Source organism: Caulobacter sp. 1776 (genome assembly GCF_040545685.1).
Taxonomy (GTDB): domain Bacteria; phylum Pseudomonadota; class Alphaproteobacteria; order Caulobacterales; family Caulobacteraceae; genus Caulobacter.
Window position 1 is genome coordinate 224,741 of record NZ_JBEPMI010000002.1, and the last position, 24,506, is coordinate 249,246.

General features: G+C 67.7%; 19 protein-coding genes and 1 pseudogene. 5 read left to right on the forward strand and 15 right to left on the reverse strand.

Features of this window, described 5'->3' with window-relative positions; genetic code table 11:
* Positions 1-100: 100 nt before the first annotated feature.
* Positions 101-796 (reverse strand): TerB family tellurite resistance protein, encoded by a 696-nt coding sequence (locus ABIC66_RS06550; RefSeq protein ID WP_354068728.1) that lies wholly within the window; start codon positions 794-796, stop codon positions 101-103.
* Between the two features lie 266 nt (positions 797-1,062).
* Here ABIC66_RS06550 and ABIC66_RS06555 point away from each other — a divergent pair, with 266 nt between their 5' ends.
* The gene (locus ABIC66_RS06555) at positions 1,063-1,893 is read left to right on the forward strand and encodes a hypothetical protein (RefSeq protein WP_354068730.1); all 831 of its coding nucleotides are present in this window, start codon (positions 1,063-1,065) and stop codon (positions 1,891-1,893) included.
* A gap of 48 nt (positions 1,894-1,941) precedes the next feature.
* Here the strand turns inward: ABIC66_RS06555 and ABIC66_RS06560 are convergent, their stop codons facing one another.
* From ABIC66_RS06560 to ABIC66_RS06590, 8 genes and pseudogenes are all read right to left on the reverse strand, one after another.
* Positions 1,942-4,107 carry a bifunctional diguanylate cyclase/phosphodiesterase gene (locus ABIC66_RS06560; RefSeq protein WP_354068731.1) on the reverse strand — a complete coding sequence of 722 codons (2,166 nt, stop codon included), beginning with the start codon at positions 4,105-4,107 and terminating at the stop codon, positions 1,942-1,944.
* A 151-nt stretch (positions 4,108-4,258) separates the two neighbouring features.
* Positions 4,259-6,931, reverse strand: coding sequence for a methionine synthase (metH, locus tag ABIC66_RS06565; RefSeq protein ID WP_354068732.1), 2,673 nt, complete (start codon positions 6,929-6,931; stop codon positions 4,259-4,261).
* Positions 6,932-7,089: 158 nt separating this feature from the next.
* Positions 7,090-8,166: a homocysteine S-methyltransferase family protein gene (locus ABIC66_RS06570; RefSeq protein WP_354068734.1), complete on the reverse strand. Its 1,077-nt coding sequence runs from the start codon at positions 8,164-8,166 to the stop codon at positions 7,090-7,092.
* Positions 8,163-9,023 carry a CAU/MBL1b family subclass B3 metallo-beta-lactamase gene (blaCAU, locus tag ABIC66_RS06575; protein WP_502910317.1) on the reverse strand — a complete coding sequence of 287 codons (861 nt, stop codon included), beginning with the start codon at positions 9,021-9,023 and terminating at the stop codon, positions 8,163-8,165. Before blaCAU ends, ABIC66_RS06570 begins: the two co-directional genes overlap by 4 nt.
* Positions 9,024-9,124: pseudogene (locus ABIC66_RS24175) on the reverse strand (hypothetical protein); the annotation flags it as partial.
* Positions 9,125-9,157: 33 nt separating this feature from the next.
* A complete protein-coding gene (gene metF / locus ABIC66_RS06580) occupies positions 9,158-10,102 on the reverse strand; it encodes a methylenetetrahydrofolate reductase [NAD(P)H] (RefSeq protein WP_354068738.1) in 945 nt (314 codons plus the stop codon).
* Positions 10,099-11,076: an ArsR/SmtB family transcription factor gene (locus ABIC66_RS06585; protein WP_354068740.1), complete on the reverse strand. Its 978-nt coding sequence runs from the start codon at positions 11,074-11,076 to the stop codon at positions 10,099-10,101. Before ABIC66_RS06585 ends, metF begins: the two co-directional genes overlap by 4 nt.
* A gap of 43 nt (positions 11,077-11,119) precedes the next feature.
* On the reverse strand, positions 11,120-11,497 hold the full coding sequence (locus tag ABIC66_RS06590; protein WP_354068742.1) for a VOC family protein: 378 nt from the start codon (positions 11,495-11,497) through the stop codon (positions 11,120-11,122).
* 173 nt (positions 11,498-11,670) lie between these two features.
* On the opposite strand from ABIC66_RS06590, the gene ABIC66_RS06595 reads away from it, so the two are divergent.
* Positions 11,671-14,046, forward strand: a complete 2,376-nt coding sequence (locus ABIC66_RS06595; protein ID WP_354068744.1) for a hypothetical protein — start codon at positions 11,671-11,673, stop codon at positions 14,044-14,046.
* Positions 14,047-14,086: 40 nt separating this feature from the next.
* Here the strand turns inward: ABIC66_RS06595 and ABIC66_RS06600 are convergent, their stop codons facing one another.
* Positions 14,087-14,959, reverse strand: coding sequence for a LysR family transcriptional regulator (locus tag ABIC66_RS06600; RefSeq protein WP_354068746.1), 873 nt, complete (start codon positions 14,957-14,959; stop codon positions 14,087-14,089).
* 71 nt (positions 14,960-15,030) lie between these two features.
* Here ABIC66_RS06600 and ABIC66_RS06605 point away from each other — a divergent pair, with 71 nt between their 5' ends.
* The gene (locus ABIC66_RS06605) at positions 15,031-15,465 is read left to right on the forward strand and encodes a nuclear transport factor 2 family protein (RefSeq protein ID WP_354068748.1); all 435 of its coding nucleotides are present in this window, start codon (positions 15,031-15,033) and stop codon (positions 15,463-15,465) included.
* On the opposite strand, the gene ABIC66_RS06610 is transcribed toward ABIC66_RS06605, so the two are convergent.
* Entirely contained in the window at positions 15,447-15,770 is a 324-nt protein-coding gene (locus ABIC66_RS06610) for a winged helix-turn-helix transcriptional regulator (RefSeq protein WP_354068750.1), read from the reverse strand. The two genes, ABIC66_RS06605 and ABIC66_RS06610, sit on opposite strands and share 19 nt — an antisense overlap.
* Positions 15,771-15,855: 85 nt before the next feature.
* On the opposite strand from ABIC66_RS06610, the gene ABIC66_RS06615 reads away from it, so the two are divergent.
* Entirely contained in the window at positions 15,856-16,425 is a 570-nt protein-coding gene (locus ABIC66_RS06615; protein ID WP_354068752.1) for a carboxymuconolactone decarboxylase family protein, read from the forward strand.
* Here ABIC66_RS06615 and ABIC66_RS06620 read toward each other — a convergent pair.
* Together ABIC66_RS06620 and ABIC66_RS06625 are read right to left on the reverse strand one after the other, a co-directional pair.
* Positions 16,422-17,096, reverse strand: a complete 675-nt coding sequence (locus tag ABIC66_RS06620; RefSeq protein ID WP_354068753.1) for a hypothetical protein — start codon at positions 17,094-17,096, stop codon at positions 16,422-16,424. The genes ABIC66_RS06615 and ABIC66_RS06620 overlap by 4 nt on opposite strands.
* Before the next feature lie 5 nt (positions 17,097-17,101).
* Positions 17,102-18,076, reverse strand: coding sequence for a 2-hydroxyacid dehydrogenase (locus tag ABIC66_RS06625; protein WP_354068755.1), 975 nt, complete (start codon positions 18,074-18,076; stop codon positions 17,102-17,104).
* Between the two features lie 310 nt (positions 18,077-18,386).
* Here ABIC66_RS06625 and ABIC66_RS06630 point away from each other — a divergent pair, with 310 nt between their 5' ends.
* Positions 18,387-18,824 (forward strand): hypothetical protein, encoded by a 438-nt coding sequence (locus ABIC66_RS06630; protein ID WP_354068757.1) that lies wholly within the window; start codon positions 18,387-18,389, stop codon positions 18,822-18,824.
* A 43-nt stretch (positions 18,825-18,867) separates the two neighbouring features.
* Here ABIC66_RS06630 and ABIC66_RS06635 read toward each other — a convergent pair whose 3' ends face one another.
* Together ABIC66_RS06635 and ettA are read right to left on the reverse strand one after the other, a co-directional pair.
* Positions 18,868-22,482, reverse strand: a complete 3,615-nt coding sequence (locus ABIC66_RS06635; RefSeq protein ID WP_354068759.1) for a hypothetical protein — start codon at positions 22,480-22,482, stop codon at positions 18,868-18,870.
* A 155-nt stretch (positions 22,483-22,637) separates the two neighbouring features.
* Positions 22,638-24,305: an energy-dependent translational throttle protein EttA gene (gene ettA, locus ABIC66_RS06640; protein WP_354068761.1), complete on the reverse strand. Its 1,668-nt coding sequence runs from the start codon at positions 24,303-24,305 to the stop codon at positions 22,638-22,640.
* Positions 24,306-24,506: the final 201 nt, after the last annotated feature.

The following is a 24,506-nucleotide window of genomic DNA, read 5'->3' on the forward strand; positions in this document are numbered from 1 at the left end:
TTCACAAGCGCTGAACGCCAACTGAACACCCGACGACGCCGGATGAAAAGCCTTTTCCGATCCCTTACGGGAGAGACCGCCAGAGACAGATTGTCTCGGCTCAGCCCGCGGCCGCCAGACCCAGTTCCTTGCGCTCGCGCATCACGGTCGAGAAGGCGGCGTTGATCGCGGCCGCCTTGGCCTCGGCCACTTCGATGAATTCGCTGGGCAGGCCCCGCGCCCGGGCCCGGTCGGGATGGGCGATGGACAGGGCGGACTTCCAGGCTTGGCGCACGACCGAATCGTCTGCGTCGGGCGGCACTTCCAGGATGGCGTAAGGGTCGTCGGCCCCGACGCCCAGGTGAGTAGCGCGCAGGCGACGGAAGGCCAGCGGCGACATGCCGAACAGGTCCGAGACTCGCGCCAGATAGTCCAGCTCGTCCTGGGTCACCACGCCGTCGGCCTTGGCGATGTGGAACAGGCCGTCGACCACGTCCTCCAGCAGCTGCGGGCAGCTGGAATAGCGCTTGGCCAGCCGCTTGGCGTAGCTCTCGAAGCCGTGGGTGGTCTGGCGGGCCAGCTCGTACAGGCGATGAATGTTGGGCTCGGACGCCGGATCGGGCTGGAACACCTCGGTGAAGGCCGCGAACTCGCCGCCGTCGGCGCGGCCGTCGACCTTGGCCAGCTTGGCTCCGAGCGCCGTCACCGCGGTCGAGAACGCCGGATCCTCCCCGGGCAGACCGCTCGGACATTCCGTGCAGTCGGCCAGGTCCAGACGCCGGGCGGCGATGCTCGCGATGTTGCGCCAGAAGGTCATGAACGCCTCGATACCAGCGACGAACGAAAGAAATACGCGCGACGGGCCGATACGGATCACCCGTCATCGCGCTTCTAGCACAATGAGAATGATCGTTCACATGACTTTAGTGCAATGCGGCGAAACCGCCCGCGCATGCGACGAAGGAGCCGATCGGCCGTTCGTTCGTTATGGCCACGCTTAATCCGGAATGGTCACGCAACGGTCCCATTCCGGAAAGAAATGCTCTAGTGACCAAGCTCCGTATTCGAAAGGACCTCCGCCACATGGCGAACGCCCTCCTCCTCGCCCTCGCCCTCCTCGCTCAGGACGGCCAAGTGGCCGCGCAAAGCCCGAACGCTCCGCCGACCGACGAGTATGGCTATGTCGCCTGGTGCTACGGCGCCCTGGGCGGCTACGCCTCGCTGTATGATCGCGTGATGCCCGAGGTGACGCGCATCGAGAAGGCGTTCCCAGGCCCCGACGGCGTGGCGGCCTCGCTGAAGACCTATCCGGAGCTGAAGGCTCAGGCCCAGAAGGACCTCAAGGTGTTCTCCTCGGCGATCACCGCGGCCGAGAAGGCCAGCCCGCGCCCGATCTCGGAATATGGCGGCGCCCAGGTCAAGCGCGGCGCGGCCATCTGGCAAGGCGCCGGTTCGGTGGACAAGGCTCGGCTCGCTCAGATGTGGATGAGCTGGAGCCCGCCCAGCGATTGCGAGCGCCGCGCCAGAACCCTGGAAACCAAGTCGACGATCCTGGGCAAGGCCCTGAGCTACAACAGCGTCTCGGCCACGGCCTCGGTGCCCCAGCCCGCGCCGGAAGCGCCTGCGCCGGCCGCCCCCCAGCCGACCGCCCCCCAGCCGACCACTCAGGCCGCCCCGCCCGCTCCCGCGCCCGAGACGCCGCCCGCGCAGACGACCGAACCGGTCGCGACGCCGAAGCCGGCCGCGCCTAAGCCCGCGCCGACCAAGCCTCTGGCCAAGGCCCCGGCCAAGCCTCTTCCGCCGATCGGCGGCAACGAGAAGATCGTCGATCCGGTCAACCCCGTCGCCTGCGCCGGCAGCCTGGTTCCCGCCAAGCGCGGCGGCCGGGATGTGCTGATCTGCAAGGCGGACTGAACATCATCGTCGTCATCCCGCGACGCGTTCGCGGGGTGACGGGCGGCTCTAGCGAGCCCACACCCTCGCCCGCGCGCCGGCGATCGCGTCGGCCGGCATCGGGCGGCCCAGCAGGAAGCCCTGGAACTCGGCGCAGCCCAGCTTGATCAGGGCGTTCAGCTGGCTCTCGGTCTCGACGCCCTCGGCCGTGGTCTTCAGGCCCAGCGACTTGGCCAGGCTGACGATGGCGCTGGCCACGGCCATGCTCTCGCTATTGCCCGGGATGCTTGAGACGAACGAGCGGTCGATCTTCAGCTTGTCGATCGGGTGGCGGCGCAGATAGGCCAGGCTGGCATAGCCGGTGCCGAAGTCGTCCAGCGCCAGGCGGAAGCCCAGGCGCTTCAAGCGACGCAAGGCCTCGTGGACGCCGTCGCTGTCCTTCAGCAGGGCCGTCTCGGTAATCTCCAGCATGAAGACATCGGCGCGGGCGCCGGTCTCGGCCAGGGTGGCGACCATCTCGTCGACGAAGCCGGCGTTCGACAGCTGGATGGCCGAGACGTTGACCGACACCTCCAGCCCCGACCAGCGCAGGCTGTCATAGCAGGCGCGACGGAACACGGCCGCGCCCACCGCGCCGATCAGGCCGCAGGCCTCGGCCAGGGGAATGAAGATAGCGGGCGAGATCTCGCCGCGCTCGGGATGGCTCCAGCGGGCCAAGGCCTCAACCCCGACCATGGCGCCGCGCGCGTCGGTCAGCGGCTGGTAGGCCACCGTCAGGGCGTCCTTGTCGAGGGCCGCGCGCAGGTCGCGCTCCAGCCCCTTCCGCAGGCGAAGGGCCGCGTCCATCTCGGGCTCGAAGAAGCAGTAGCGGCCGCGACCGCCTTCCTTGGCGCGATAGAGGGCCACGTCCGCCTGGCGCAGCAGCTCGGCCTGGCCCTGCTCGGCGTCGGAAACCACGGCCACGCCGACCGAGCACGACAGCTGGGCGCGGCCGATCGAGAGGTCCACCTCGCCAGACAGCCCTTCGACCACGCGTTGGGCCAGGGTGGCCGCGCCGGAGGGGTTGGTGTCGGGCTGGATGATCGCGAACTCGTCGCCGCCCAGGCGGCAAATGGTGTCGGTGTCGCGGCAGATGGCCTTCAGTCGACGGGCGACCTCGCGGATCAGCTGGTCACCGGCGTCGTGGCCATAACTGTCGTTGACCTCCTTGAAGCGGTCCAGGTCGATGCACAGCACGCTTAGATGGCCTGGCTTGCGGCGCAGCAGCGCGTGGGCGTGGACCAGGCGGTCGGTGAACAGGGTGCGGTTGGCCAAGCCCGTCAGCGGATCGTGCAGCGACAGGTGCTTGGCCTCGGCCTCGCTGAGCAGCAGCTTCTTGGCCGCGCGGCGCGTGATGCGGAACAGCAGGAACGAGCCCAGCGCCGCGGCGAACACCGCGGCGGCCAGCATCGGCGTCGCCGACTTCAGGAGCTCCTCGCCCGGCTTCCGCGGCGTCCAGCGCAGGACGATGCGGCGGCCGTCGGCGGCCTTGCCCAGCACCGCCTGGGCGTCCTTGGTCCGCAACTGCTCCGGCTTGACGATTTCGATGTGGGTCTGGTGCAGCAGGAAGCGGTCGGCGAAGGCCTTCACCACGCTGTTGGCCACCGGGATGCCGGTCACCAGCAGCGGCGCGCGCGGGCCGCGGGTCTTGGCGTTCAGGTCCGGGCGGACCAGGGAGACGGTCATCAGGACCGGCTCGCCGCCGATCAGTTCGACCCGGCTCCTGTGCACGGCGCGAAGCTCGGCGACCTTCTTGGGATCGTCCTCGATCTTGCGGATGGCGGCCACCAGCGGCGCGGTCGGCGCGGCGTAGCGGCTGTAGGTGTCGACGCCGACATCCCTGCCGTTCAAATGGCCGTAGATCGGCTGGTCGGCCGCGTCCAGGACGTAGACCACCTTGTAGCCCAGCGCCCCGCCCAGCGAAGCGCCGATGTTCTGGCTGGCCCAGGCCTGATCGAACTGGTTGTCCAGCTTGATGATCGCCTCGTCCCAGATGACGTAGGGATTGAGGGCGGTCTGCACTTCCTTGCCACGCTGGCGCAGGCCGTTGCCGACCAGGGTCTGCTCGTACTGGCGCTCGCGGGTGTCGGCGTGGCGGGTGGCGACGGTCAGCGCGAAACCGGCGAGCAGGATCATGCCCGCCGCCATGCCGGCGATCAGGCCAAAGATCTTCAGCTCGATGTTTCTGCGGTCCATCAGGGTCCCTCGAGGGGGCCCATCCTTCACGGGAACGGTTGCGGAAATCCTTATCCTGGATGGCTTCCGGACATATTATCGCACGCCGTTACGCGATTTGGGTTTTTCGAGGCCCAGAAAGCCCTTCCGATGTCGGGAAGCCGACCGAGGCCTACGCCGCCGCGCCTCGCGTCCGCGTCGCCGGGTCGTAGTTGAGGATCGGCGACAGCCAGCGCTCGGCCGTGGCCACGTCCCAGCCCTTGCGGGCCGCGTAGTCCTCGACCTGGTCGGCGTCGATCTTGCCGACCCCGAAATAGTGGGCCTGCGGATGGCTGAAGAACAGGCCCGAGACCGCGGCGCCGGGGGTCATGGCGTAACTCTCGGTCAACTTCATGCCGGTCGCAGCTTCCACGTCCAGCAGCTTGAAAAGCGCGCCCTTTTCGGTGTGGTCGGGCTGGGCTGGATAGCCGGGCGCGGGGCGGATGCCCTGGTATTTCTCGGCGATCATTCGCTCGACGTCGCCGTCTTCCTCGGCCGCGTAGCCCCACAGCTCGACGCGGACCTTGTGGTGCAGCCACTCGGCGAAGGCCTCGGCCAGGCGGTCGGCCAGGGCCGAGGCCATGATGGCGCTGTAATCGTCGCCGGCGTCCTTGAACGCCTTGACGATCTCGTCCTCGCCATGGCCGGCCGTGACCGCGAAGCCGCCGACATAGTCGCCGCCCTGGCCGATCGGGGCGACGAAGTCCGACAGCGCCACATTGGTCTTGCCCTCCCCCTTGTCCATCTGCTGGCGCAGGGTGTGGAAGCGCGACAGTTCGGCGGTGCGGGTCTCGTCCGTATAGAGAACGATGTCGTCGCCCTGGGCCTGGGCCGGCCAGAAGCCGATCACGCCCTTGGCCCCGAACCACGTCTCGGCCACGACCTTGTCCAGCATGGCGCGGGCGTCGCGATAGAGGTCGGTGGCGGCCTGGCCGACCACGTCGTCCTCCAGGATCTGCGGGAAGCGCCCCACCAGCTCCCAGCTGGCGAAGAACGGCGACCAGTCGATATAGGGCTCCAGCTCGGCCAGGCTCGGCTCGAAGGTCCGCGCACCGATGAAAGCCGGCTTGGGCGGGACATAGCCCTTCCAGTCGATCGCGAAGGCGCGCTTGCGGGCCTCCTGGATCGACGCGCGCGCCTTGACCGTCTGACCGCGCGCGTATTGCTCGCGCACCTTGACGTATTCGGCGCGGGTCTCGCCGATGATCCGGTCGCGCTCGCCCTCCGACAGCAGGCCCGAGACCACGCCCACGGCGCGGCTGGCGTCGACGACATAGGTGGTCGGGCCCCGGCGATAGGCCGGCTCGATCTTCACCGCGGTATGGGTGCGGCTGGTCGTGGCGCCGCCGATCAGCAGCGGGATGTCGAAGCCCTGGCGCTCCATCTCGGCGGCCACGAACACCATCTCGTCCAGTGACGGCGTGATCAGGCCCGATAGACCGATCATGTCGACCTGGTGCTTCTTGGCCTCCTCGAGGATGCGGTCGGCCGGGACCATGACGCCCAGGTCGATGACCTCGTAGTTGTTACACTGCAGCACGACGCCGACGATGTTCTTGCCGATGTCGTGGACGTCGCCCTTGACCGTGGCCATCAACACCTTGCCGGCCGCCTTGCGGACCTGGCCTTCCTTCTCGGCCTCCATGAATGGCATCAGCCAGGCCACGGCCTGCTTCATCACGCGGGCCGACTTGACCACCTGGGGCAGGAACATCTTGCCCGCGCCGAACAGGTCGCCGACGACGTTCATGCCGTCCATCAGCGGGCCTTCGATCACGTGCAGCGGACGCTCGGCGGCCAGGCGCGCTTCCTCGGTGTCGGCTTCGATGAACTCGGTGATGCCATTGACCAGGGCGTGGGTGATGCGCTCGCCCACCGTGCCTTCGCGCCAGGCCAGATTGACCTGCTGGGCCTGCCCCTTCTCGCCCTTGTAGCGCGGGGCCATGTCGACCAGACGCTCGGTGTTGGTCATCACCGGATCGCGCTGCGGACGGTTGAGGATCACGTCCTCGACGGCCTCGCGCAGCACGGGGTCGATGTCGTCATAGACCGGCAGGTCGCCGGCGTTGACGATGCCCATGTCCATGCCGGCGTTGATGGCGTGGTACAGGAACACCGAGTGGATCGCCCGGCGCACCGGCTCGTTGCCGCGGAAGCTGAACGAGACGTTCGACACCCCGCCCGACACCCGCGCATAGGGCAGCATCTGCTTGATGCGGCGCGTGGCCTCGATGAAGTCGACGGCGTAGTTGTCGTGCTCCTCGATCCCCGTCGCCACGGCGAAGATGTTCGGGTCGAAGATGATGTCCTCGGGCGGGAAGTCCAACTTGTCGACCAGCAGGGCGTAGGCCCGCTCGCAGATCTCGACCTTGCGGGCCTCGGTGTCGGCCTGGCCGACCTCGTCGAACGCCATGACGACCACGGCCGCGCCGTAGCGCTGGCACAGGCGGGCCTGTTCGAGGAACTTCGCCTCGCCTTCCTTCATCGAGATCGAGTTGACGATCGCCTTGCCCTGGACGCACTTCAGCCCGGCCTCGATCACCTCCCACTTGGAGCTGTCGATCATCACCGGCACGCGGGCGATGTCGGGCTCGGCGGCCATCAGGTTCAGGAAGGTTACCATGGCCAGCTTGGAGTCGAGCAAGCCCTCGTCCATGTTGACGTCGATGACCTGGGCTCCGGCCTCGACTTGCTGGCGCGCGACCGACAGCGCCTCGGGATAGTTGCCCTCGACGATCAGCTTCTTGAACTTGGCCGAGCCGGTGACGTTGGTGCGCTCACCGATGTTGACGAAGACGGGTCTCATTAGACGATCTCGCGCCCACCCCCTTGATGGGGAAGGGTTGGGGTGGGGATGACGCGGCGGTCGATCTGACCACGGCGCTCAATTCTGAAACGCTGTCACCCCCATCCCTGCCCTTCCCCCATCGAAGGGGGAAGGGAAAGAACGAGGGCCGCTAGGCTCTAAGCCAGCTCGAACGGCTCGAGCCCCGCCAGCCGCATGGCCTTCGGACGCTCGGGGATCTGGCGCGGCGCGACGCCCCGCACCTCATCGGCCACGTGGCGGATGTGGTCCGGTGTGGTGCCGCAGCAGCCGCCCAGGATGTTGACGAGGCCGTCCTTGGCCCATTCGTGCAGGGCGTGGCCGGTCTCGTGCGGCTGTTCGTCGTACTGGCCCATGGCGTTGGGCAGGCCGGCGTTGGGATAGGCCGCGACCAGGGTGTCGGCGATGCGGGACATCTCGGCGATGTGCGGGCGCATCAGGTCCGCGCCCAGGGCGCAGTTGAAGCCCACCGCGAACGGCTTGGCGTGCTTGACCGAGTTCCAGAACGCCTCGGCCGTCTGGCCCGACAGGGTGCGGCCCGAGCGGTCGGTGATGGTGCCGCTGATCCAGATCGGCAGCTCTTCGTGACCCTCGTCGCGCCAGTCGAGGATCGCCTTGATCGCGGCCTTGCAGTTCAGGGTGTCGGTGATGGTTTCGATCAGGAACAGGTCGACCCCGCCCTGGTACAGCGCGTCCACCTGCTGGCGATAGGCCTGGTAGACCTGGTCGAAGGTCACCTTACGCGCGCCGGGATCGTTCACATCCGACGACATCGACAGCATGACGTTCAGCGGCCCGATCGAGCCGGCGATGAACTTCGGGCTGGCCGGGTTCTCGGCGTTCCAGCGATCGGCCACCGAGCGGCCGATCCGAGCGCCCTCGAAATTGATGTCCCAGACCTCCTGCTCGCCCAGGTGATAGTCGGCCTGGGCGATGGTGGTGCCCGAAAAGGTATTGGTCTCGGAGATGTCGGCGCCGGCCGCGAAATAGGCGTCATGAAGCTCGGCGACGAGATCCGGCCGGGTCAGGCACAGGATGTCGTTGTTGCCCTTCATCTGGCCGTCGTAGGCGGCGAAGCGCTCGGCTCGGTAGTCGGCCTCGGTCAGGCCCTTCTTCTGGAACATCACGCCCCAGGAGCCGTCCAGGATCAGGATCTTCTGCTTGGCGGCGGCCTTGAGGGCGGCGACGCGGTTCGAACGAACGGAGAGATCGGTCATCGCTTGGCTCCCGGGTTCGCCGCCTGCTGGCGGGCGAGTTCCTGGTTGAACTGGCCTTCATAGGCGTCGACGAACTTGGCCAGTTCGGTCGGATCGACGAAGGCGTTGGGGTCGCCGCGCAGCTGCTTCTGGCGCTTGGCCAGCAGGCCGCCCTGCTCCTCGTGCGACGGCAGCATCACGTCGGTCGGGAAGGTCCGCATCTTGATGAAGCTGGCCCGATAGTCGGCGACGATGTCGCGGTAGGTCTTGTTGCCGACCAGGTGGTTGCCGGCCACCGACAGCGAACACGGGAAGGTCACGTTCAGCGGCCGGCCCTTCTCGGTCACCGCCGTGGTCCAGGTGGTGCAGCCGATCGTATGGCCCGGCGTCAGGTGGGCGACCAGCGTGGTCTCGCCCAGCTTCAGCTTGGTCTCGTCGCCGAAGCCCTTGTCGACCTTGACCGCCGGAAAGGGCGTCAGGCCGTTGTCGTTGTCGCCGAAGTGCTGGCCCTTCTCCAGGGCCGGCGCGTCGCCGCGCGAGGCCCAGACCTTGGCGGTCGGAATGTCGGCCTTCAGCTGGGCTAGGCCGCCGGCGTGGTCGAAGTGGGCGTGGGTGTTGATCAGGATCTTCACGTCGGCCAGTTGGAAGCCCAGCTGCTGGATGCCACGCTCGATCAGCTTGGCGCCGTCGGCCGACGGGCCGCTGTCCAGCAGCACGTGGCCTTGCGACGAGGTGATCAGCCAGGCCGACAGCCCTTCGGAGCCGACATAGTAGATGTTGCCGACCACGCGGTACGGCTTGATCGGCTTGGTCCAATTGCTGTTGTCCGCGTGGGCCGGCGTAGCGCTCAGCACCAGCACGGCCAGGAGGGCGGCCAAAGCGCCCCCTCCGTCACGCCGCGTATACGCGGCGCGCCACCTCCCCCGTTTCACGGGTGAGGAGAAGGCTTGCTCTCCTCCCCCGCCCGCGGGGGAGGTGGCCCGGAGGGCCGGAGGGGGCGTCTTGCGGGGCGTCATGCGGCGGCCTCCGAGGCGGCGGGCGAAACCTCGCGCACGCCCAGCACACGGCAGATAGCGTAGACCAGGTCGGCGCGGTTCAGCGTGTAGAAGTGGAAGTCCTCGAAGCCCTGCTCCTGCAGCTTGGCGCACATCTCGGCGGCGACCGAGCAGGCGATCAGACGGCGGGTCTCGGCGTCGTTCTCCAGGCCTTCGAACAGGTTGCCCAGCCATGACGGGATCGCCGTCTGACAAGCGGCGGCCATTTTCTTCAGGCCCGCGAAGTTGGTCACCGGCATGATCCCCGGCACGATCGGGATGGTGATCCCGGCCGCGCGGACCTTGTCGACGTAGCGCAGAAAGGCGTCGAGATCGAAGAAGAACTGGCTGATGCCCAGGGTCGCGCCAGCGTCGACCTTCTGTTTCAGCACGTCGATGTCGTGATCCAGGGACGGGCTTTCCGGATGCTTCTCCGGATAGACCCCGACCAGCACCTCGAACGGCGCGATGGCCCGCAGGGCCTTGGTCAGCTCGGTGGCGTTGGCGTAGCCGTCGGCGCGCGGCACATAGATCCCGCCGATGCCGCCCTCGCCCGGAGGCGGATCGCCGCGCAGCGAGACGATGTGGCGGACGCCGGTTTCCCAGTATTCGCGGATGATCTCGTCCACTTCCTCGCGGCTGGCCCCAACGCAGGTCAGGTGGGCGGCGGGCTTCAGGCTGGTCTCGTCCAGGATGCGCTTGACCGTGCGGTGGGTGCGCTCGCGGGTCGAGCCGCCGGCGCCGTAGGTCACCGAGACGAAGGCCGGGTCCAACGGCGCCAGGCGGGTGATCGCCTGCCACAGGTTCTCTTCCATCTGCGGCGTCTTGGGCGGGAAGAACTCGAACGAGACGCGCGGACGTCCAGTGCGCTCGCCGGCGCGGGCGACGGGACCGATCACGCGACGGGTGGGCGGAAGGGTCATGCGGCGTTCCTTTCGGCGGCGGCCTTACCGGGCCGACGCGCGGTCCAGATCTTGACGGTCAGGCCCTCGTCGGTGGCCGGCGGCAGGGCGATGTTGCTTTCCAGCTGCAGGCCCGCGGCCTGCAGCCAGGTGATGATCTCGACGTCATCGAAGCCCAGGCGGCGATGCTGGTGGACCTCGCGCAGGAATTCGTGGTCGTGCGGGGCGAAGTCGGCGATCAGCAGCAGGCCGCCCGGCGTCACCAGGCGCGCGGCCTCGGCCACGGCGTTGGCGGGATCGGACAGGTAGTGCAGCACCTGGTGAACGGTCACCAGGTCGGCGCAGCCGCCCGGCAGGCCGGTGCGGAAGATGTCGCCATGGCGCAGCTCGCACTGGGCGAGGCCCGCCTTGGTGACCTCGTCGCGCGCGATGTTCAGCATCTGCTGCGATAGATCCAGGCCCAAGGCGTTGCTGGCGCGCTTGCCTAGCAGGGTCAGCATGCGGCCAGCGCCGGCGCCCAAGTCGACCAGTTCGTCGAACGGCCCCTCGCCGGTCGCGCGCAGGATGGCGGCCTCGACCTCGGCCTCATCGACATACAGCGAACGGATCTCGTTCCAGCGCGCGGCGTTGCGGGCGAAATAGGCCTGGGCGTCCATCGAGCGCTCGGCCCGCACGGTCGCCAGCTTGTCGGCGTCCAGGCGCACGATCGGATCGGTGTCGTCGATCAGGTCCAGGGCCTGCTCGACGAGGAAGCGGCCCGGCGACTTGGCGGCCAGGCGATAGAACACCCACGCCCCGTCCGGGAAGCGCTCGACCAGGCCGGCCTCGGCCAGCAGCTTCAAGTGCCGCGACACGCGCGGCTGGCTCTGGTCGAGGATGCGGCACAGCTCCAGCACCGACAGCTCCTCGACCGCCAGCAGGGCCAGGAGTCGCAGACGCGTGGACTCGCCGGCGGCGCGCAGCACCTCGACGACCTGTTCGGCGGTAAGCTTCATGGGGACATAAAGATATCTTTATGTCCGATTTGGCAAGGGGAAATTATGCCTCAGGGTCGCCCTTGGCGGGCTCCCAGAGCTCAATCTTGACCCCTGCGGGATCTAGAAGCCAGGCGAAGCGGCCCATGCCATCCTCGTCCTGGCGGCCCGTGGGCTCGACGCCCGCGGCGGCGGCCTTGGCCAGGAGACCGTCGATATCATCGACTATGAAATTGATCATGAACGGCGCGGTCGACGGCTCGAAGTATTTGGTGTCGGCCGAGAACGCCGACCAGTTGGTCGAGCCGCCCTTCACGGGCTTGAAGACCGCCCCGCCCCAGTCGTGGATCTCGAAGCCCAGCACCCGGGCGTACCAGTCGCGCACCGCCGCCGGATCCTCCGCCTTGAAGAACACCCCGCCCAGACCCAGCACCTTCGCCATCGTCGTCTCCCCACGGCGTTCGCCATCCTTGGGGCACCTTAGCAGAGGCGAGCACGCGGTGAACAACCCGCACCGGCCTCTTTCCCGCCCCCCCCCTACAAACGGCGATGCGGCCGGATGGCGATCCTCCTTAGCTGCGCCCGTGGAAGAAACCGACGATCCGAAGAGGGCGCATGCAACCCAATCCCACCCTGTCGCTGATCGGCCTCTGGACGCCGGTTTCGGTCTCGCAGCTTTCTGCCAACTATTCGGGCGGGCTGGCCATGTCGCTCAGCGCGCTGGTGTCGACGCCCGCCGGCTACGGCGTGGTCTTCACCGGCTGGACCTTCCCCAACCAGGCCCCGGCCGATCCCTATGACGTGACGATAGCGTTCCTCACGCCCGGCGCCGCCGCGCTGTCGACCAGCGCCATCGCCAATCCGGTCATCGAGGGAACCCAGTCCGTCCTGACAGCCGACTTCAACGGCGACGGACGCTCGGACATCGTGCTGTTGCCGTACAACGAAAAGCCCTTCGCGGCGGCGGCGGGGACGGCGTTCATGTCGAACGCGTCCGGCGGCTACGACCGCGTGACCCTGCCCGGCGCGGTCAACGCTCACGACGCTGAGGTCGCCTATGTGAACGGCCGACCGGTGATCGTCACCGCGACCATGCTCGGCACGGCGGACCAGCACGCCAACGCGATCTTCGGCTACGCCAACGGCGCCTGGAGCGAGACCGTGTCCCCCACGTTGAACAAGCCCGGCTTCGGCAACAGCGAGGCGCTGGCCGCGTTCGGGACCGGCGGCGCCTACCGCTTGGTGCGGGGCGATAACCTGTTCGACTACAGCGCCCCCGGCGTGGCCGGCGCGTCGGACATCGCCGTCTACGCCTTCGACACCGCCAGCATGGGCCTGGTCGACACCACCGCCTTCCCGACGCCCCTGCAGCGCATAACGCCCTATCTTTCGACCCTGCCGGAATACCGATCCTACGTGTCGAATATCGGCAAGGGCCTGACCCACACCTATCGGCTATGGACCGAGGACCTGAACCACGACGGCGCGCTGGACCTGATCGCCGGCCAGACCCTGTGGTCGCAGACGGCGACCGACTATCCGACCACGCTTCAGGTCCTGCTGAACAAGGGCGACGGGACCTTCGCCGACGCCACCGCGACCCTGGCGGCGGCGTTGGGGACCAATCACGACTTCTTCGACTACAGCCCGCAGTTCGTCGACATCGATCACAGCGGCATCAACACGCTGCTGTTCGCGTCCTCGACCTATCAGGGCGCCGCGCGGCAGACGAACTACGTGTTGCTGAACGACGGGACCGGCAAGCTGTACGTGGCCCTGCACGACGAGTTCAAGGCGCTCAACGAAACGCTGCTGACCTATGTGAAGCAGCAGTACCCCGCCTCGGGCGGCTACTATTTCAACGACAACTGGTTCAGCAAGTTCATCGCCGTTCCCCAGGCGGACGGCTCGCTGAACTTCGTCGCCCAGGTGCTGGTGGGCAAGACGATCTCGCCGGGCGTCTACCAGGACGGCTTCGCGCTGGTGAGCGCGCCGCTGGCCTACAACCCGGCGACAGACTTCACCCAGGCGATCACCATCACCGACCGCAACGGCTCGTCCCTGATCCGCACGTGGGCGGGCGACGACGTGATCGGTGATGTCGGCGGCGCCAAGCAGGCCCGCATCGACGGCGGCGCGGGCGTCGACACGGCGACCTATTCGAACGCCCTGGCCAGCTATCAATTGACGGTCAACGCCGATGGCTCGATCGCCGTCGACGCCGCGGCCATCCACGACACGCTCGTCAACGTGGAGAAGCTGACCTTCAAGGACGGAGCCCTGTCGACCGCCAGCCTCAAGTCCGTCTCGGGCTGGTTCGGCGCCATCCTGCGCGAGAGCGCGTCCGGCGCCCACGCCGGCCTGGCCACCGACCTCGGCGTGGCCATGACCGCCGGCCAGAAGAGCGCGGACGCGGCCCTGGCCGACGTGCTGAAGCAGGCCGGCTCCAGCACCTCGGTCGCGACCGTGGCCTATCAGTTCTTCACCGGAAAAATCCCGGGCGCGGCCGGGATCGACTACCTGGTCTCTCCCACGGGGCCCAACAGCGCCAATCTCAACAGCGCCTACTACCAGAGCTTCAACCTGGAGAACCGCTACATCAACTTCGCGGTCAATCTGGGCAAAGTCGGCGAAGGCGCCGCCAAGTTCTCGGCGGACTACGGCGCGCTGTCGCTGCTCGACGCCACCCGAAAGGCCTATGCGGCGATCTTCGGCGGCACGCCGACCGACGCCAAGGTCCATGCCCTGATCGATGCGCGCGTCGACTACTTCGCCAGCTACGGCCGCGACGGGCCGGACGGACTGGGGACCAAGGCGGCGATGGTCGGCTGGCTGATGGCCGAGGCGGTCAAGGCCGATGTCGGCGTCATGGCCAGGTCCAACGATGCGTGGCTTCTGGATCTGGCCGATGGTTCGGCGCCGTTCGCCATCGACATCCTCGATCCGGCCAAGGGCTACTACAAGACCGACTTCGTCTTCGGCGGCGGCTGACGTCGCGCGGCGCGACCAAGCCGTTGGCGCCCTCCGCCCCTCAGCGGGCGACGGCTTCCACCTGTTCTCGCAGCCAGGCGCTGGCGGCGTCGGCCTCCAGCTGCGGCGGGTGCATCAGCCATTGCTGGTCGGGGTCTTGGGGGATGGCCAGTTCGACGCCGCGCACGCCCAGCGGCGCGCCGAGCGCGGCGACCATCCGCGACGGCAGCACCGCGACATGCCCGCCCCGCGCCACCAGCTGCAGCGCCAGCAGGTAGTGGGGCACGACGGCGGCGATACGGCGCGAACGTCCCTGCTCGGCCAGCCAGCGATCGACCGGGTCGCGCGTCGCGCCCGCCGCGATCACCGCCACATGCTCCAGCGCCAAGGGATCGCCCCGAGGCGCCGCGCCCGCGAAGGCCAGGATGTCGTGGTCCTGATAGAGCGGCTTCATCCGATAGTCCGGGAAGGCGTCGATTTCGGTGGTGATCACTAAGTCCAGGTCGCCCGGCTGCTCGGCCTGGGGCCGCCAGGGCAGCAGCTCCAGCCGGCAGGCCGGCGCGGTCTTGGCCAAGCGCGCCAACAGATCGGGCAGGATCACGGCCGCGACGACGTCGGGGATCACGGCCCGGAACACGTGGCGGGCGGTCGCCGGATCGAAGCCGGACGGCGCATAGAGGTCCTCGGCCGCTCGCAGCATCGCCGCCAGCGGCGCGCGCAAGGCCTCGGCGCGGGGCGTGAGCCGCATCCGATTGCCCACCCGCACCAGCAGCGGATCGTCGAACGCCGCCCGCAGCCGCCCCAGCGCCCGACTGACGGCCGGCTGCGACAGGCCCAGGCGTTCGCCGGCCAGCGTCAGGTTCTGACAATCCAGGATGACGTCGGCGGCGACCAGCAGGTCGAGCTTGCCGCGCAGAGCATGCGCATCACGCATTATGAATATCAGGTCTATGCATTTCACGCATAGGCTAACCGACGGCAGGATGGCGTTCAAAGGAGAACCTCATGAGCGCCGCCGAAAACAAGGAAACCATCCGCCGCATCTACGCCGCCCTGGAGACGGGCGATCGCGCCGTATTCGGCGACAGCGTCCACCCGGACTATGTCTGGCGCTTCCCCGGCCACTCGGACTGGTCGCGCCGGTTCGAGGGCCAGGAGAGCATCCGCCGCGACCTGCTGGCCCCGTTATTCAACCTGTTCGCCGACACCTACACCGCCCGCGCCATCAACCTGATCGCCGAGGGCGACCAGGTCGTCGCGGAGGTGCGCGGCAGCGTGCTGACCAAGACGGGCCAGCGCTACGACAACGAATACTGCTTCATCTTCCGCTTCCGCGACGGGAAGATCGCCGAGGTGGTCGAGTACTGCGACACCGACCTGGAGGTCCGGGTGCTGGGCCCCTACGACGCCGCCGTGGCGGCTTATCGGGCCCCATCCTGACTTTGTTTCGCTTGAAGGTCGTCGGCCCAGGCCTGCGACCAGGCCATCAGCGGCCACAGGGCCTGGATCAGCTGGATCCCGCGCGGACTGAGGCGATAGCCCTCGTCGGCCGCGACGATGTCGGCGGCGCGCAGCTCGGACAGGCGGGTATTCAGCGTGCCGGGCGGCAGCTCGGCCGCCGCCTGCAGGGCCCGGAAGGTCAGGACCCGGTCTTCCCGCAGCTCCCAGACGATCCGCAGCGCCCCGCGCCGGCCCAGCAGGTCCAGCGCCGCCATGATCGGCTGACCGCTCGTCGAGCCGCGCACGGCGCGCCCCGGCAAAGGCGCTTCAGTTTTTGTAGCATCACCACGATCTTGCATGATACAAATTTTGTAGCATGGAGGATTTTCGATGTCGCCCCGGAACGCCCCAAGGAACGCCCCAAGGATCGCCCCCGCCCAAGCGCCCTACCCGCCCGCCGTCGCGCGCACGCTGGATCAGTTGAAGACTCCCGGCGACCAGCCGCTGTCGCTGTTCCGCACCTTGGCCCGCGACGCGCGCCTGTTCGCCCGCTTCACCGGCGCTGGCCTGCTGGATCCGGGCCATCTGAACTTGCGCGAGCGCGAGATCGTCATCCATCGGACCTGCGCCCTGAACCGCTGCGGCTATGAGTGGGGTGTGCACGCGACGATCTTCGCGGACGCCGCCGGCCTCGACGCCGAGCAATTGGCGGCCACCGCCGCGCCGGGGATCGCCGCCTGCTGGGGCCCGCGCGAGGCGCTGCTGATCGGCTTCTGTGACGCTGTCCACGCCAGCGCCGATCTCGACGACGGCCTGTGGGCGCGCCTCGCCGAAGCGTTCTCCGAGGAGGCCTGCATCGAGCTGATGCTGCTCGCCGGATTCTACCGGACGGTCAGCCTGCTGGCCAACGGCCTTCGGCTGGAGATGGAGGGGTTCGCGGCGCCGCCTCCCTGGGCCTAGGCGCAGCGCGCCGAGACCTTGGTCCAAACCTCGCGGACCGAGACCGTCGTATCGTCGGCGGGAGCGCCTCCGCCGCCCAGGCTGGCCTTCAGGGCCGCCAGCTGCTGCTTGGCGGCCTCGGCCTCGGCGGGCGGGCCGGAGCGGATCGTCGCCTCGATCTGGGCGATGACCGGGGCCATGGCCGCCTGGGTGCGGGGGTCGATAGGGGCGGCCGGGACGGCGGCGCGATGGGTCTCGAACGTCCGCTCCCAGCGTCCGTCGGCCAGTCGCCGCCAGCTGTCGGCGATCATCCGTCCGTCCGCGCAGACGGCCTGTTGGGTCGAGCCGCCGCCGGGAAGGGTCTCGAACACCCGGTTGGCGCAGGCCACGGCGCCGGGCGGCGGGGGACCGGCGCCGACGCAGAAGCGATAAGCGCTCTTGCCGGGATAGGTCTGGCGCGCCGAGGCGCCCTCGCTGGCGGACTGCTCGACGGTCGTGGTCCCCGTCGCACCGTCTATACGCTGCACCGACCGCAGCACCATCGGCCCAGCCCGCGTCGTCGTGGTCGCCTCGGAATCGATCTGGTAGTCGCCGGGCGGCGGCGCGACCTGGCCGGCGGCCAGGACGGCGCCCGTCGCGAGGAAGGCGAACGAGACGAGGGCGACCGCGACGCCCACAATCGGAAGCTTCATAACGCCTAGGCCGCGACCGGCGTGGCCAGCGGCTCGCCGTGGAAGTAGCGGCGCAGATTCTCCAGGGTCAGGTTGACCATGGCCGGGATGCTGTCCAAGGTCGCCCCGGCGGTGTGCGGGGTCAGCACCGTGTGCGGCACGCCTTCCCAGCGCGCGGGCGACGTCGGCTCGTGGTCGAAGACGTCCAGCGCGGCCATGCCCAGGGTCCCGGTCTTCAAGGCCTCGATTAGGGCGTCCTCGTCGATCAGCGAGCCGCGCGCCACATTGACGATCAGCCCCTGCGGCCCCACCGCCTCGATGACGGCCTTGCTGATCAGGTGGCGATTGTCGGCGTCGGGCCGGGCGCAGACCACCAGCACGTCGCTGTCGCGGGCCAGGGCCATCAGGCTGTCGGCGCGCGGATAGTCGGTGTCCTTGGGATGCGGGCCCCACCAGGCGATCTTCATCTCGAAGGCCTGCAGGCGATTGGCCACCGCCTCGCCGATATAGCCCAGGCCGACGATGCCGGCCTTGCGGCCGCGCAGGCCGTGGCGCGGGGCCATGCGCTCGGCGTGGGTCCAGTGCCCGCCGCGCAGGCGCTTGTCGCCCTCGACGATGCCGCGCCAGGCGGACAGGACCAGGCCCACGGCGTGGTCGGCGACGTCGGACGCGTTGAGGCCGGTCGAATGGGTGACGGCGATACCGTGCGCCTTGCACCACGGCACGTCGACGCCGTCATAGCCGACGCTGACACAGGCGATCAGGCCCAGCTGCGGCATCTCCGAGAGCATGTCACGCGACAGGGTCATCTCGCCGGCGTGAACGATGGCCCGCACCCGCCGCCCGGGCCCTTCGAAAAAGGCCATTCGGTCAGGATAGTCCCACAGCCGATGCACCTCGTAGGCGCCCTCCAGCAACGGCTGCAGCGGCAGGAGCATCTCGTGCGACAGCAGGACGTGCGGTTTGTCGACTACGGCCTTGTTCGCCGGGCTTTGCGGCATGCGTGTCCTCCATGGGAGGCCGGCCTCGGCCGGCGGGACAATCGTCTTCTGCGTGACCAAGCTACTCCTCTCGGAGCGCTTATCCAGAGCTAAGCAGCGGTCGGCTCCACCGCCAGCGGCCAGGTCATCACGCTCTAGTGACGCTGCCCCCTGCGGCGGAATTACGCCCGCGAGGAAAACCGACCCAAGAGGCGCTGGTTCCCCCGCCCGCCGCAGGCGACACAAGTCCCAAGGCCAAGCTGTGAACAACCTGAGCCGCGAGGGGTTTTGCTAGACGGCGCCAAGACGGCGCTCTCTCGGGAGTATCCTCATGTTGACCAAGACGTTCGCCGCCGCAGCGGCGCTCTCTATGCTGGTCGGCGGCGGCTCCGCCGTCGCGGCCCAGAAGTCCTCGGCCGTGATCGGTCCCAAGCAGCCGATCCCCTACTCGCAGCTGAACGCCTATCTGAAGGCCTCGCCCAAGGCGCGGGCCAGCAAGGACTGGTGGGCCGGCGAGACCACCGCCTCGACCGGCATGTCGGCCGACACCTCGGCGACCGCGTCCTCGACGACCATGCCGTCGAGCAGCGCCATGCCCTCGACGCCCGACACGGCGGTGAATCCCGCGCCGTCGGCCGCGCCGCCCAGCATGCCCGTGACGCCGCCGACCGACGCAGCGCCGACGCCCAGTGACTCGACCTTGTCGAACCAGTCGACGCCCGGCGCTCCGGCCACGCCGCCGGTGACCCCGCCGACCGAACCGAAGTAAGGCCTGCGATCCGGAGCGGCGGCCTCGCCGTCGCTCCAGTCGCTCAGGTTCCGCCGAAGACGAAGTCGGCCTTGTAGTAGCCCTTGGCCGGATCGAGGATGTCGATCGCGAACGGCGCCGAGCCGTCGGCGAGATCCGTCAGCCAGGCGTCGTTGGATCGCACCATGACGCCCAGGTCGGCCTTCTGCGCCTCGGCCAGCAGCCAGCCGACCATGGCCGCCTTGGTCCCGATGCCGTTCGCGCCATCGCCGCCATAGGCCGCGAAATAGTCGGCGCGCGTGTCGATCAGGGCGTGGATCTTGGTGTCCGTCGGGGCCGCGCCGAAGATCGTCCTGTAGGCCTCGCGCGTCGCATCGAAGAGGCTCAGCGCTCCATACTTGCTCAGAAACGCGTCCTTGCCCTCGCCCAGCTTGCCCAGATTGACCGCGAAATTGATGTAGCGGTTTTCGAGATTGAAGCTCTGATAGTAGGCGCTGTTGAGATTGTTGGCGTTCGGCCCGGTGGGCGAGACCAGATAGTCGATACCGCCCTGCCCCGGGATCTTGCCGGTGAAGAACTCGTAGGCCAGGGTCGCCACCGAAGTGGTCGCGCCGGCCTTGGTCACCAGCTCCGAGACGGCCTGGGTGGCGCCGATGGCGCCGCTGGCCAAACGATTGGACAGATCCGTCGCGGTCGTGGAGGCGCCTGTCTGGCGCAGGATGTTTCCGGTGACGAACGTCATGCCGTCGCCCAAGGCCACGGTCTTGTCGTAGTATTGGATGAATTCGACGTTCTTGATGAGGTCGACGCCGTCATAAGGGCCGCCATTGGCGCCGGGCGCGAGATAGGGCCGCTTGTCGGCGACCTGCCAGCCATTCACCGTCCAAGTGACCGCATAGTCGCTGGCGTAGCCTCGCATGCTGGCTGTGTCGACGCCGCCGCCGCCATCGATGACGTCATCGCCGTTATAGCCGCCGATCACGTTGTCGCCCGCATCACCAGTCAGCCTGTCGCCGTAGTCCCCGCCATATATCCGCTCGACGTTCTTGATCGTCAGGGTGAAGCCCGGCGCGATTTGCTGCTCGGTCGTAATGCTCAGATTGATGCTGACAGCGAACTTGGTGAAGGGCAGTTGGACCGTGTCGATACCATCACCGCCGTCGATGTAGTCCGAGCCCATGTCATAGGCGCTATTCTCGGAATACAGACCGATCATGTCGTCGCCGGCGTCGCCGTAGACGAAGTCGTTGCCCGAGCCGCCGTTCAGATTGTCGTTGCCCGCGCCGCCGTGGATGATGTCATTGCCGGCGTCGCCGCCGATCCCATCGTCGCCGCCACGTCCGTCCAGGTCATCGTTGCCGTCATAGCCGCTGATGCTGTTCGACCCGCCATCGCCGTAGAGCACGTCGTTGTAGGCGCTGCCCAGCAGGGACTCGATCGACGTGAAGGTGTCGCTCCCCTCGCCGGTGCTCTGCGGTCCCGAAATCGCCAGATCGACGCGCACGGCCTGCGGAGACGAGATGAAGATCGCCAAGTCACGGCCGTCGCCGCCATCGAAGGTGTCGTTGCCGGGCGAGCCATAGAGATAGTCGTCGCCAGCGCCGCCGCGGATGATGTCCTCGCCGGACGTGCCGTACAGGTTGTCGCTGCCGGCGGTGCCCAGGATCACGTTGGCCGCCGGCGCGACGATCACTACCAGCTTGTCGGTGAACTTCAGCTGCTCGACGTTCCTTAGGGCGTCCGTGCCCTCGGGCGACCCCGCGCGCAGGTCCTTGATCGTCCAGGAACCGTCCGAACTCTGGGTCCAGCTGAAGTCCGTCGAGGCGCCGTTGAACTGCACCGTGTCGGTCCCAGCGCCGCCGTCGATGACGTCGTTCGCGCTGGTCGCGAACAGCGTGTCGTTGGCGCTCGTGCCGTTGATGACGTTGGTCACCGGCGGCGCGCTGATGATCTGGACCACCTTGTCGCTGAACTTCAGCTGCTCGATGTTCTTCAAGGTGTCGACGCCGTCGGCAGCCCCGGCGCGCAGGTCTTTGACCGTCCAGGAGCCGTCCGAGCCCTGGGTCCAGCTGTAGTCGGTCGAGGCCCCGAGATAAGCGGCCGTATCGGTCCCAGCGCCGCCGTCGATCGCATCGTTGCCGCCGCCGCCGCGCAGAGTGTTGGCGCCCGCGTCGCCGGTCAGGGTGTCGGCGAACGCCGAGCCGATCACGGCCTCGACGTTCATCAGCTGGTCGCCGCCCGCGCCGGTCTGGGCCAACAGCGACACCGTCACGGCCGAACCGTAGCCGCCGTAGTCGACCGTGTCGAACCCGATGCCGCCGTCGAAGATGTCGCCCGCCAGACCGCTGACGAAACGATCGTCGCCCGCGCCGCCCGATACGGACACCGAGCTGTTCGAGGAAATGACGACGTCATCGCCGCCACCCGCGTCGACGGTCAGTAGCGTGGCCTGGGTGGCCAGCGTGATCGTATCGGCGAATTCACCGCCGCGCAGATAGGTCAGCGTCTCGACGCCGGTGATGACGCCGCCGAACAGGGTGGTCGATTGCCCTGACACGATCCCGGCGGTGCTGAAGACCAGGCCGCTCGTCGCGCCGCCCAGCGCCAGCCACAACGTATCGGAGCCCGCGCCGCCATCGACGTCGTCGCCATAACCGGCGGCCAGAATGTCGTCGCCGCCGCCGCCCGACAACACGTCGTGTTCGCCGCCGAAGTCGTCGAGCGGCTTGCCCGTCACCGATGACAATAGCCCATTCGAATAGAGCGTGTCGGCGCCGACGCCGCCCTTCAGGATGTCGGCGCCTTCGTTGCCCGCCAGGCGATCGCCGTAGCTCGAGGCGCGCAGTTCATCGTCGCCCGCTTCCCCGAACGCCCAACTGCTTCCCCAGGTGCTGCCCTGCATGACGATCAGATCGTTGCCGGCGCCGCCGTAAGCCTCGTTGGAGGCATAGATCGTGTCGTTGCCCGCGCGCCCATAGGCCGGTCCGGCGCCGTAGCCAGTGTAGAGCGTGTCGTCACCGGCGCCGCCGTCCACCAGCCGCAGGTAACCGCTTGCGCGGCCATCGACGATGTCGTCGCCATCGTCGCCGTAGAGCTCGCCGGTGTAGTAGCCCGCGACCAGCTTGTCGTTGCCTCCCATCCCGTGAACCACGGTGAATTCAGTATAGGGGCCCGAAGCGCCCACGTTGATGTCGTCGGCGAAATTGCTGCCCTGGATCCAGCTGATGTTCTCGATGCCGGTGATCGTGCCGCCACCGATGGTCTGGGTGGCAAGGCGGCCATCGAAGGTCACCCCCGACGACGCGCCCATGAAGCTGATCAGCAGATAGTCGCCGTAGGATCCGTTGGCGCCGCCATCGACGTTGTCGCCATAACCGGCGAAGAGGCGGTCGCTGCCGTCGCCGCCAACCAGCGTGTCGATGTCGCTCCCGGTGTCCAGCGCCGGCGGAGACGACGAGTTGCCCGAAAACTGCGTCTCGTAGGTCGACGAGCGATCCCCGGCATAGAGCGTGTCATCGCCGTCGCCGCCCTTCAGCGTATCGGCGCCGGCATTGCCGACAAGAATATCGTTGCCGCCGTTGCCGCTCAGATCGTCGTTGCCCGCATTACCGACGATCGTGTCGGGGTCCGCCCCGCCCGTGAAAACGTCGTCTCCGGCTGTCCCGGTGAAATTCGGCATCGTAACTCTCGCGCGAGCGTCCGACGCCTTGCAATAGGCGCCCATTGTCGCGCTAGCATCGAGCCTTTCCGCTTGCAATCTAAGATTATACAAGAAATCGCCCGCGCACCTAAAGATGCGCGGGCGAGAAGCTCGATCTGGTGTTTTGCCGCGCCCTACCGCGCGAACTTCTGGAACTTGATGCGCTTTGGAATGAGGCTGTCGGCGCCCAGGCGGCGCTTCTTGTCTTCCTCGTACATCTCGAAATTGCCCTCGAACCACTCGACGTGGCTGTCGCCTTCGAAGGCCAGGATGTGGGTCGCCAGGCGGTCCAGGAACCAGCGATCGTGGCTGATGACCACGGCGCAGCCGGCGAACTCTTCCAGCGCCTCTTCCAGGGCCTGCAGGGTCTCGATGTCCAGGTCGTTGGTCGGTTCGTCGAGCAGCAGCAGGTTGCCGCCGGTGGCCAGCGTCTTGGCCAGGTGGACGCGGTTGCGCTCACCGCCCGACAGCAGGCCGACCTTCTTCTGCTGGTCGCCGCCCTTGAAGTTGAAGCTGCCGACATAGGCGCGGCTGTTGATCTCGCGCTTGCCGACGATCATCACGTCGGTGCCGCCGCTGATCTCTTCCCAGATGGTCTTGTTCGGGTCGAGGGCGTCGCGCGATTGGTCGACGTAGGACAGCTTGACGGTCTCGCCGACCTTGACCGTGCCGGCGTCGGGCTGTTCGCGACCGGTGATCAGCTTGAACAGCGTCGACTTGCCGGCGCCGTTCGGTCCGATGACGCCGACGATGCCGTTCGGCGGCAGGCGGAACGACAGCTCCTTGAACAGCACCTTGTCGCCATATTCCTTCTCCAGGCCGGTGACTTCCAGCACCAGATTGCCCAGGCGCGGGCCGGGCGGGATCTGGATGTGGGCCTGGGTCTGGGCGGCGCGGGCGTTTTCCTGCGCGGCGACCATTTCCTCGTAGCTGGCCAGACGGGCCTTCGACTTGGACTGGCGGGCCTTGGGCGAGCTGCGGACCCATTCCAGTTCGCGGGTCAGCGCGCGCTGACGGGCTTCGGATTCCGACTGTTCCTGAACGACGCGCTTCTGCTTCTGCTCCAGCCAGCCGGAGTAGTTGCCCTCGTAGGGCACGCCCTTGCCGCGGTCGAGCTCCAGGGTCCACTTGGTGACCTGATCCAGGAAGTAGCGGTCGTGGGTCACCAGGATGACGCAGCCCGGGAACTCTTCCAGGTGGTGCTGCAGCCACGCCACCGACTCGGCGTCCAGGTGGTTGGTCGGTTCGTCGAGCAGCAGCATGTCCGGCTTGCTGAGCAGCAGGCGGGCCAGGGCGATGCGGCGCTTCTCACCGCCCGACAGGCTCTCGATGTTGGCGTCGTTGGGCGGGCAGCGCAGGGCGTCGATGGCCATCTCGACCTTGGAGTCGATGTCCCACAGGTCGCGGGCGTCGATGACCTCCTGCAGCTTGGTCATCTCCTCCATCAACTCGTCGGTGTATTCCTCGCCGAGCTGGGCCGCGAGGGCGTTGTAGCGATCGAAGATCTGCTTGTCCTCGCAGTCGGCGATGACATTGCCCCAGACGTCCAGGGTCGGGTCCAGCACCGGCTCCTGCGGGAGATAGCCGCGCTTGATGCCGTCGGCGGCCTTGGCCTCGCCGGAGAATTCCTTGTCGAGGCCGGCCATGACCTTCAGCAGGGTCGACTTACCCGAGCCGTTGACGCCGACGACGCCGATCTTGGCGTCGGAATAGAACGACAGCCAGATGTTCTCGAAGACCTTCTTGCCGCCGGGATAGGCCTTGGTCAGGCCCTGCATCTGGAAAATATATTGCTGCGCCATGAGGGCTCGCGTTCTCGCTGGACGAGGGTTTCGGGGATTGGGCGCTGAAATAGCGGTCAGGGGCGGTTTGCGCAATCGTGGCCGGCGGTTCCATCGCGCGCGGCCGTCATCGAGTTGTCGCGCCAGTGTCGGGCAGCCGACATCGAACCGTCGCCGCGCTGTCGTCGACCCCTGTTAGCCGAGCTCTCCAGGTCGACGCCT

Excerpts from the sequence above, each read along its gene's own strand:
- ABIC66_RS06550 (WP_354068728.1), bottom strand. The coding sequence starts at position 796 with ATGACCTTCTGGCGCAACATCGCGAGCATCGCCGCCCGGCGTCTGGAC.
- ABIC66_RS06555 (WP_354068730.1), top strand. The coding sequence starts at position 1,063 with ATGGCGAACGCCCTCCTCCTCGCCCTCGCCCTCCTCGCTCAGGACGGC.
- ABIC66_RS06560 (WP_354068731.1), bottom strand. The coding sequence starts at position 4,107 with ATGGACCGCAGAAACATCGAGCTGAAGATCTTTGGCCTGATCGCCGGC.
- metH (WP_354068732.1), bottom strand. The coding sequence starts at position 6,931 with ATGAGACCCGTCTTCGTCAACATCGGTGAGCGCACCAACGTCACCGGC.
- ABIC66_RS06570 (WP_354068734.1), bottom strand. The coding sequence starts at position 8,166 with ATGACCGATCTCTCCGTTCGTTCGAACCGCGTCGCCGCCCTCAAGGCC.
- metF (WP_354068738.1), bottom strand. The coding sequence starts at position 10,102 with ATGACCCTTCCGCCCACCCGTCGCGTGATCGGTCCCGTCGCCCGCGCC.
- ABIC66_RS06585 (WP_354068740.1), bottom strand. The coding sequence starts at position 11,076 with ATGAAGCTTACCGCCGAACAGGTCGTCGAGGTGCTGCGCGCCGCCGGC.
- ABIC66_RS06590 (WP_354068742.1), bottom strand. The coding sequence starts at position 11,497 with ATGGCGAAGGTGCTGGGTCTGGGCGGGGTGTTCTTCAAGGCGGAGGAT.
- ABIC66_RS06595 (WP_354068744.1), top strand. The coding sequence starts at position 11,671 with ATGCAACCCAATCCCACCCTGTCGCTGATCGGCCTCTGGACGCCGGTT.
- ABIC66_RS06600 (WP_354068746.1), bottom strand. The coding sequence starts at position 14,959 with ATGCGTGATGCGCATGCTCTGCGCGGCAAGCTCGACCTGCTGGTCGCC.
- ABIC66_RS06605 (WP_354068748.1), top strand. The coding sequence starts at position 15,031 with ATGAGCGCCGCCGAAAACAAGGAAACCATCCGCCGCATCTACGCCGCC.
- ABIC66_RS06615 (WP_354068752.1), top strand. The coding sequence starts at position 15,856 with ATGTCGCCCCGGAACGCCCCAAGGAACGCCCCAAGGATCGCCCCCGCC.
- ABIC66_RS06620 (WP_354068753.1), bottom strand. The coding sequence starts at position 17,096 with ATGAAGCTTCCGATTGTGGGCGTCGCGGTCGCCCTCGTCTCGTTCGCC.
- ABIC66_RS06625 (WP_354068755.1), bottom strand. The coding sequence starts at position 18,076 with ATGCCGCAAAGCCCGGCGAACAAGGCCGTAGTCGACAAACCGCACGTC.
- ABIC66_RS06630 (WP_354068757.1), top strand. The coding sequence starts at position 18,387 with ATGTTGACCAAGACGTTCGCCGCCGCAGCGGCGCTCTCTATGCTGGTC.
- ABIC66_RS06635 (WP_354068759.1), bottom strand. The coding sequence starts at position 22,482 with ATGCCGAATTTCACCGGGACAGCCGGAGACGACGTTTTCACGGGCGGG.
- ettA (WP_354068761.1), bottom strand. The coding sequence starts at position 24,305 with ATGGCGCAGCAATATATTTTCCAGATGCAGGGCCTGACCAAGGCCTAT.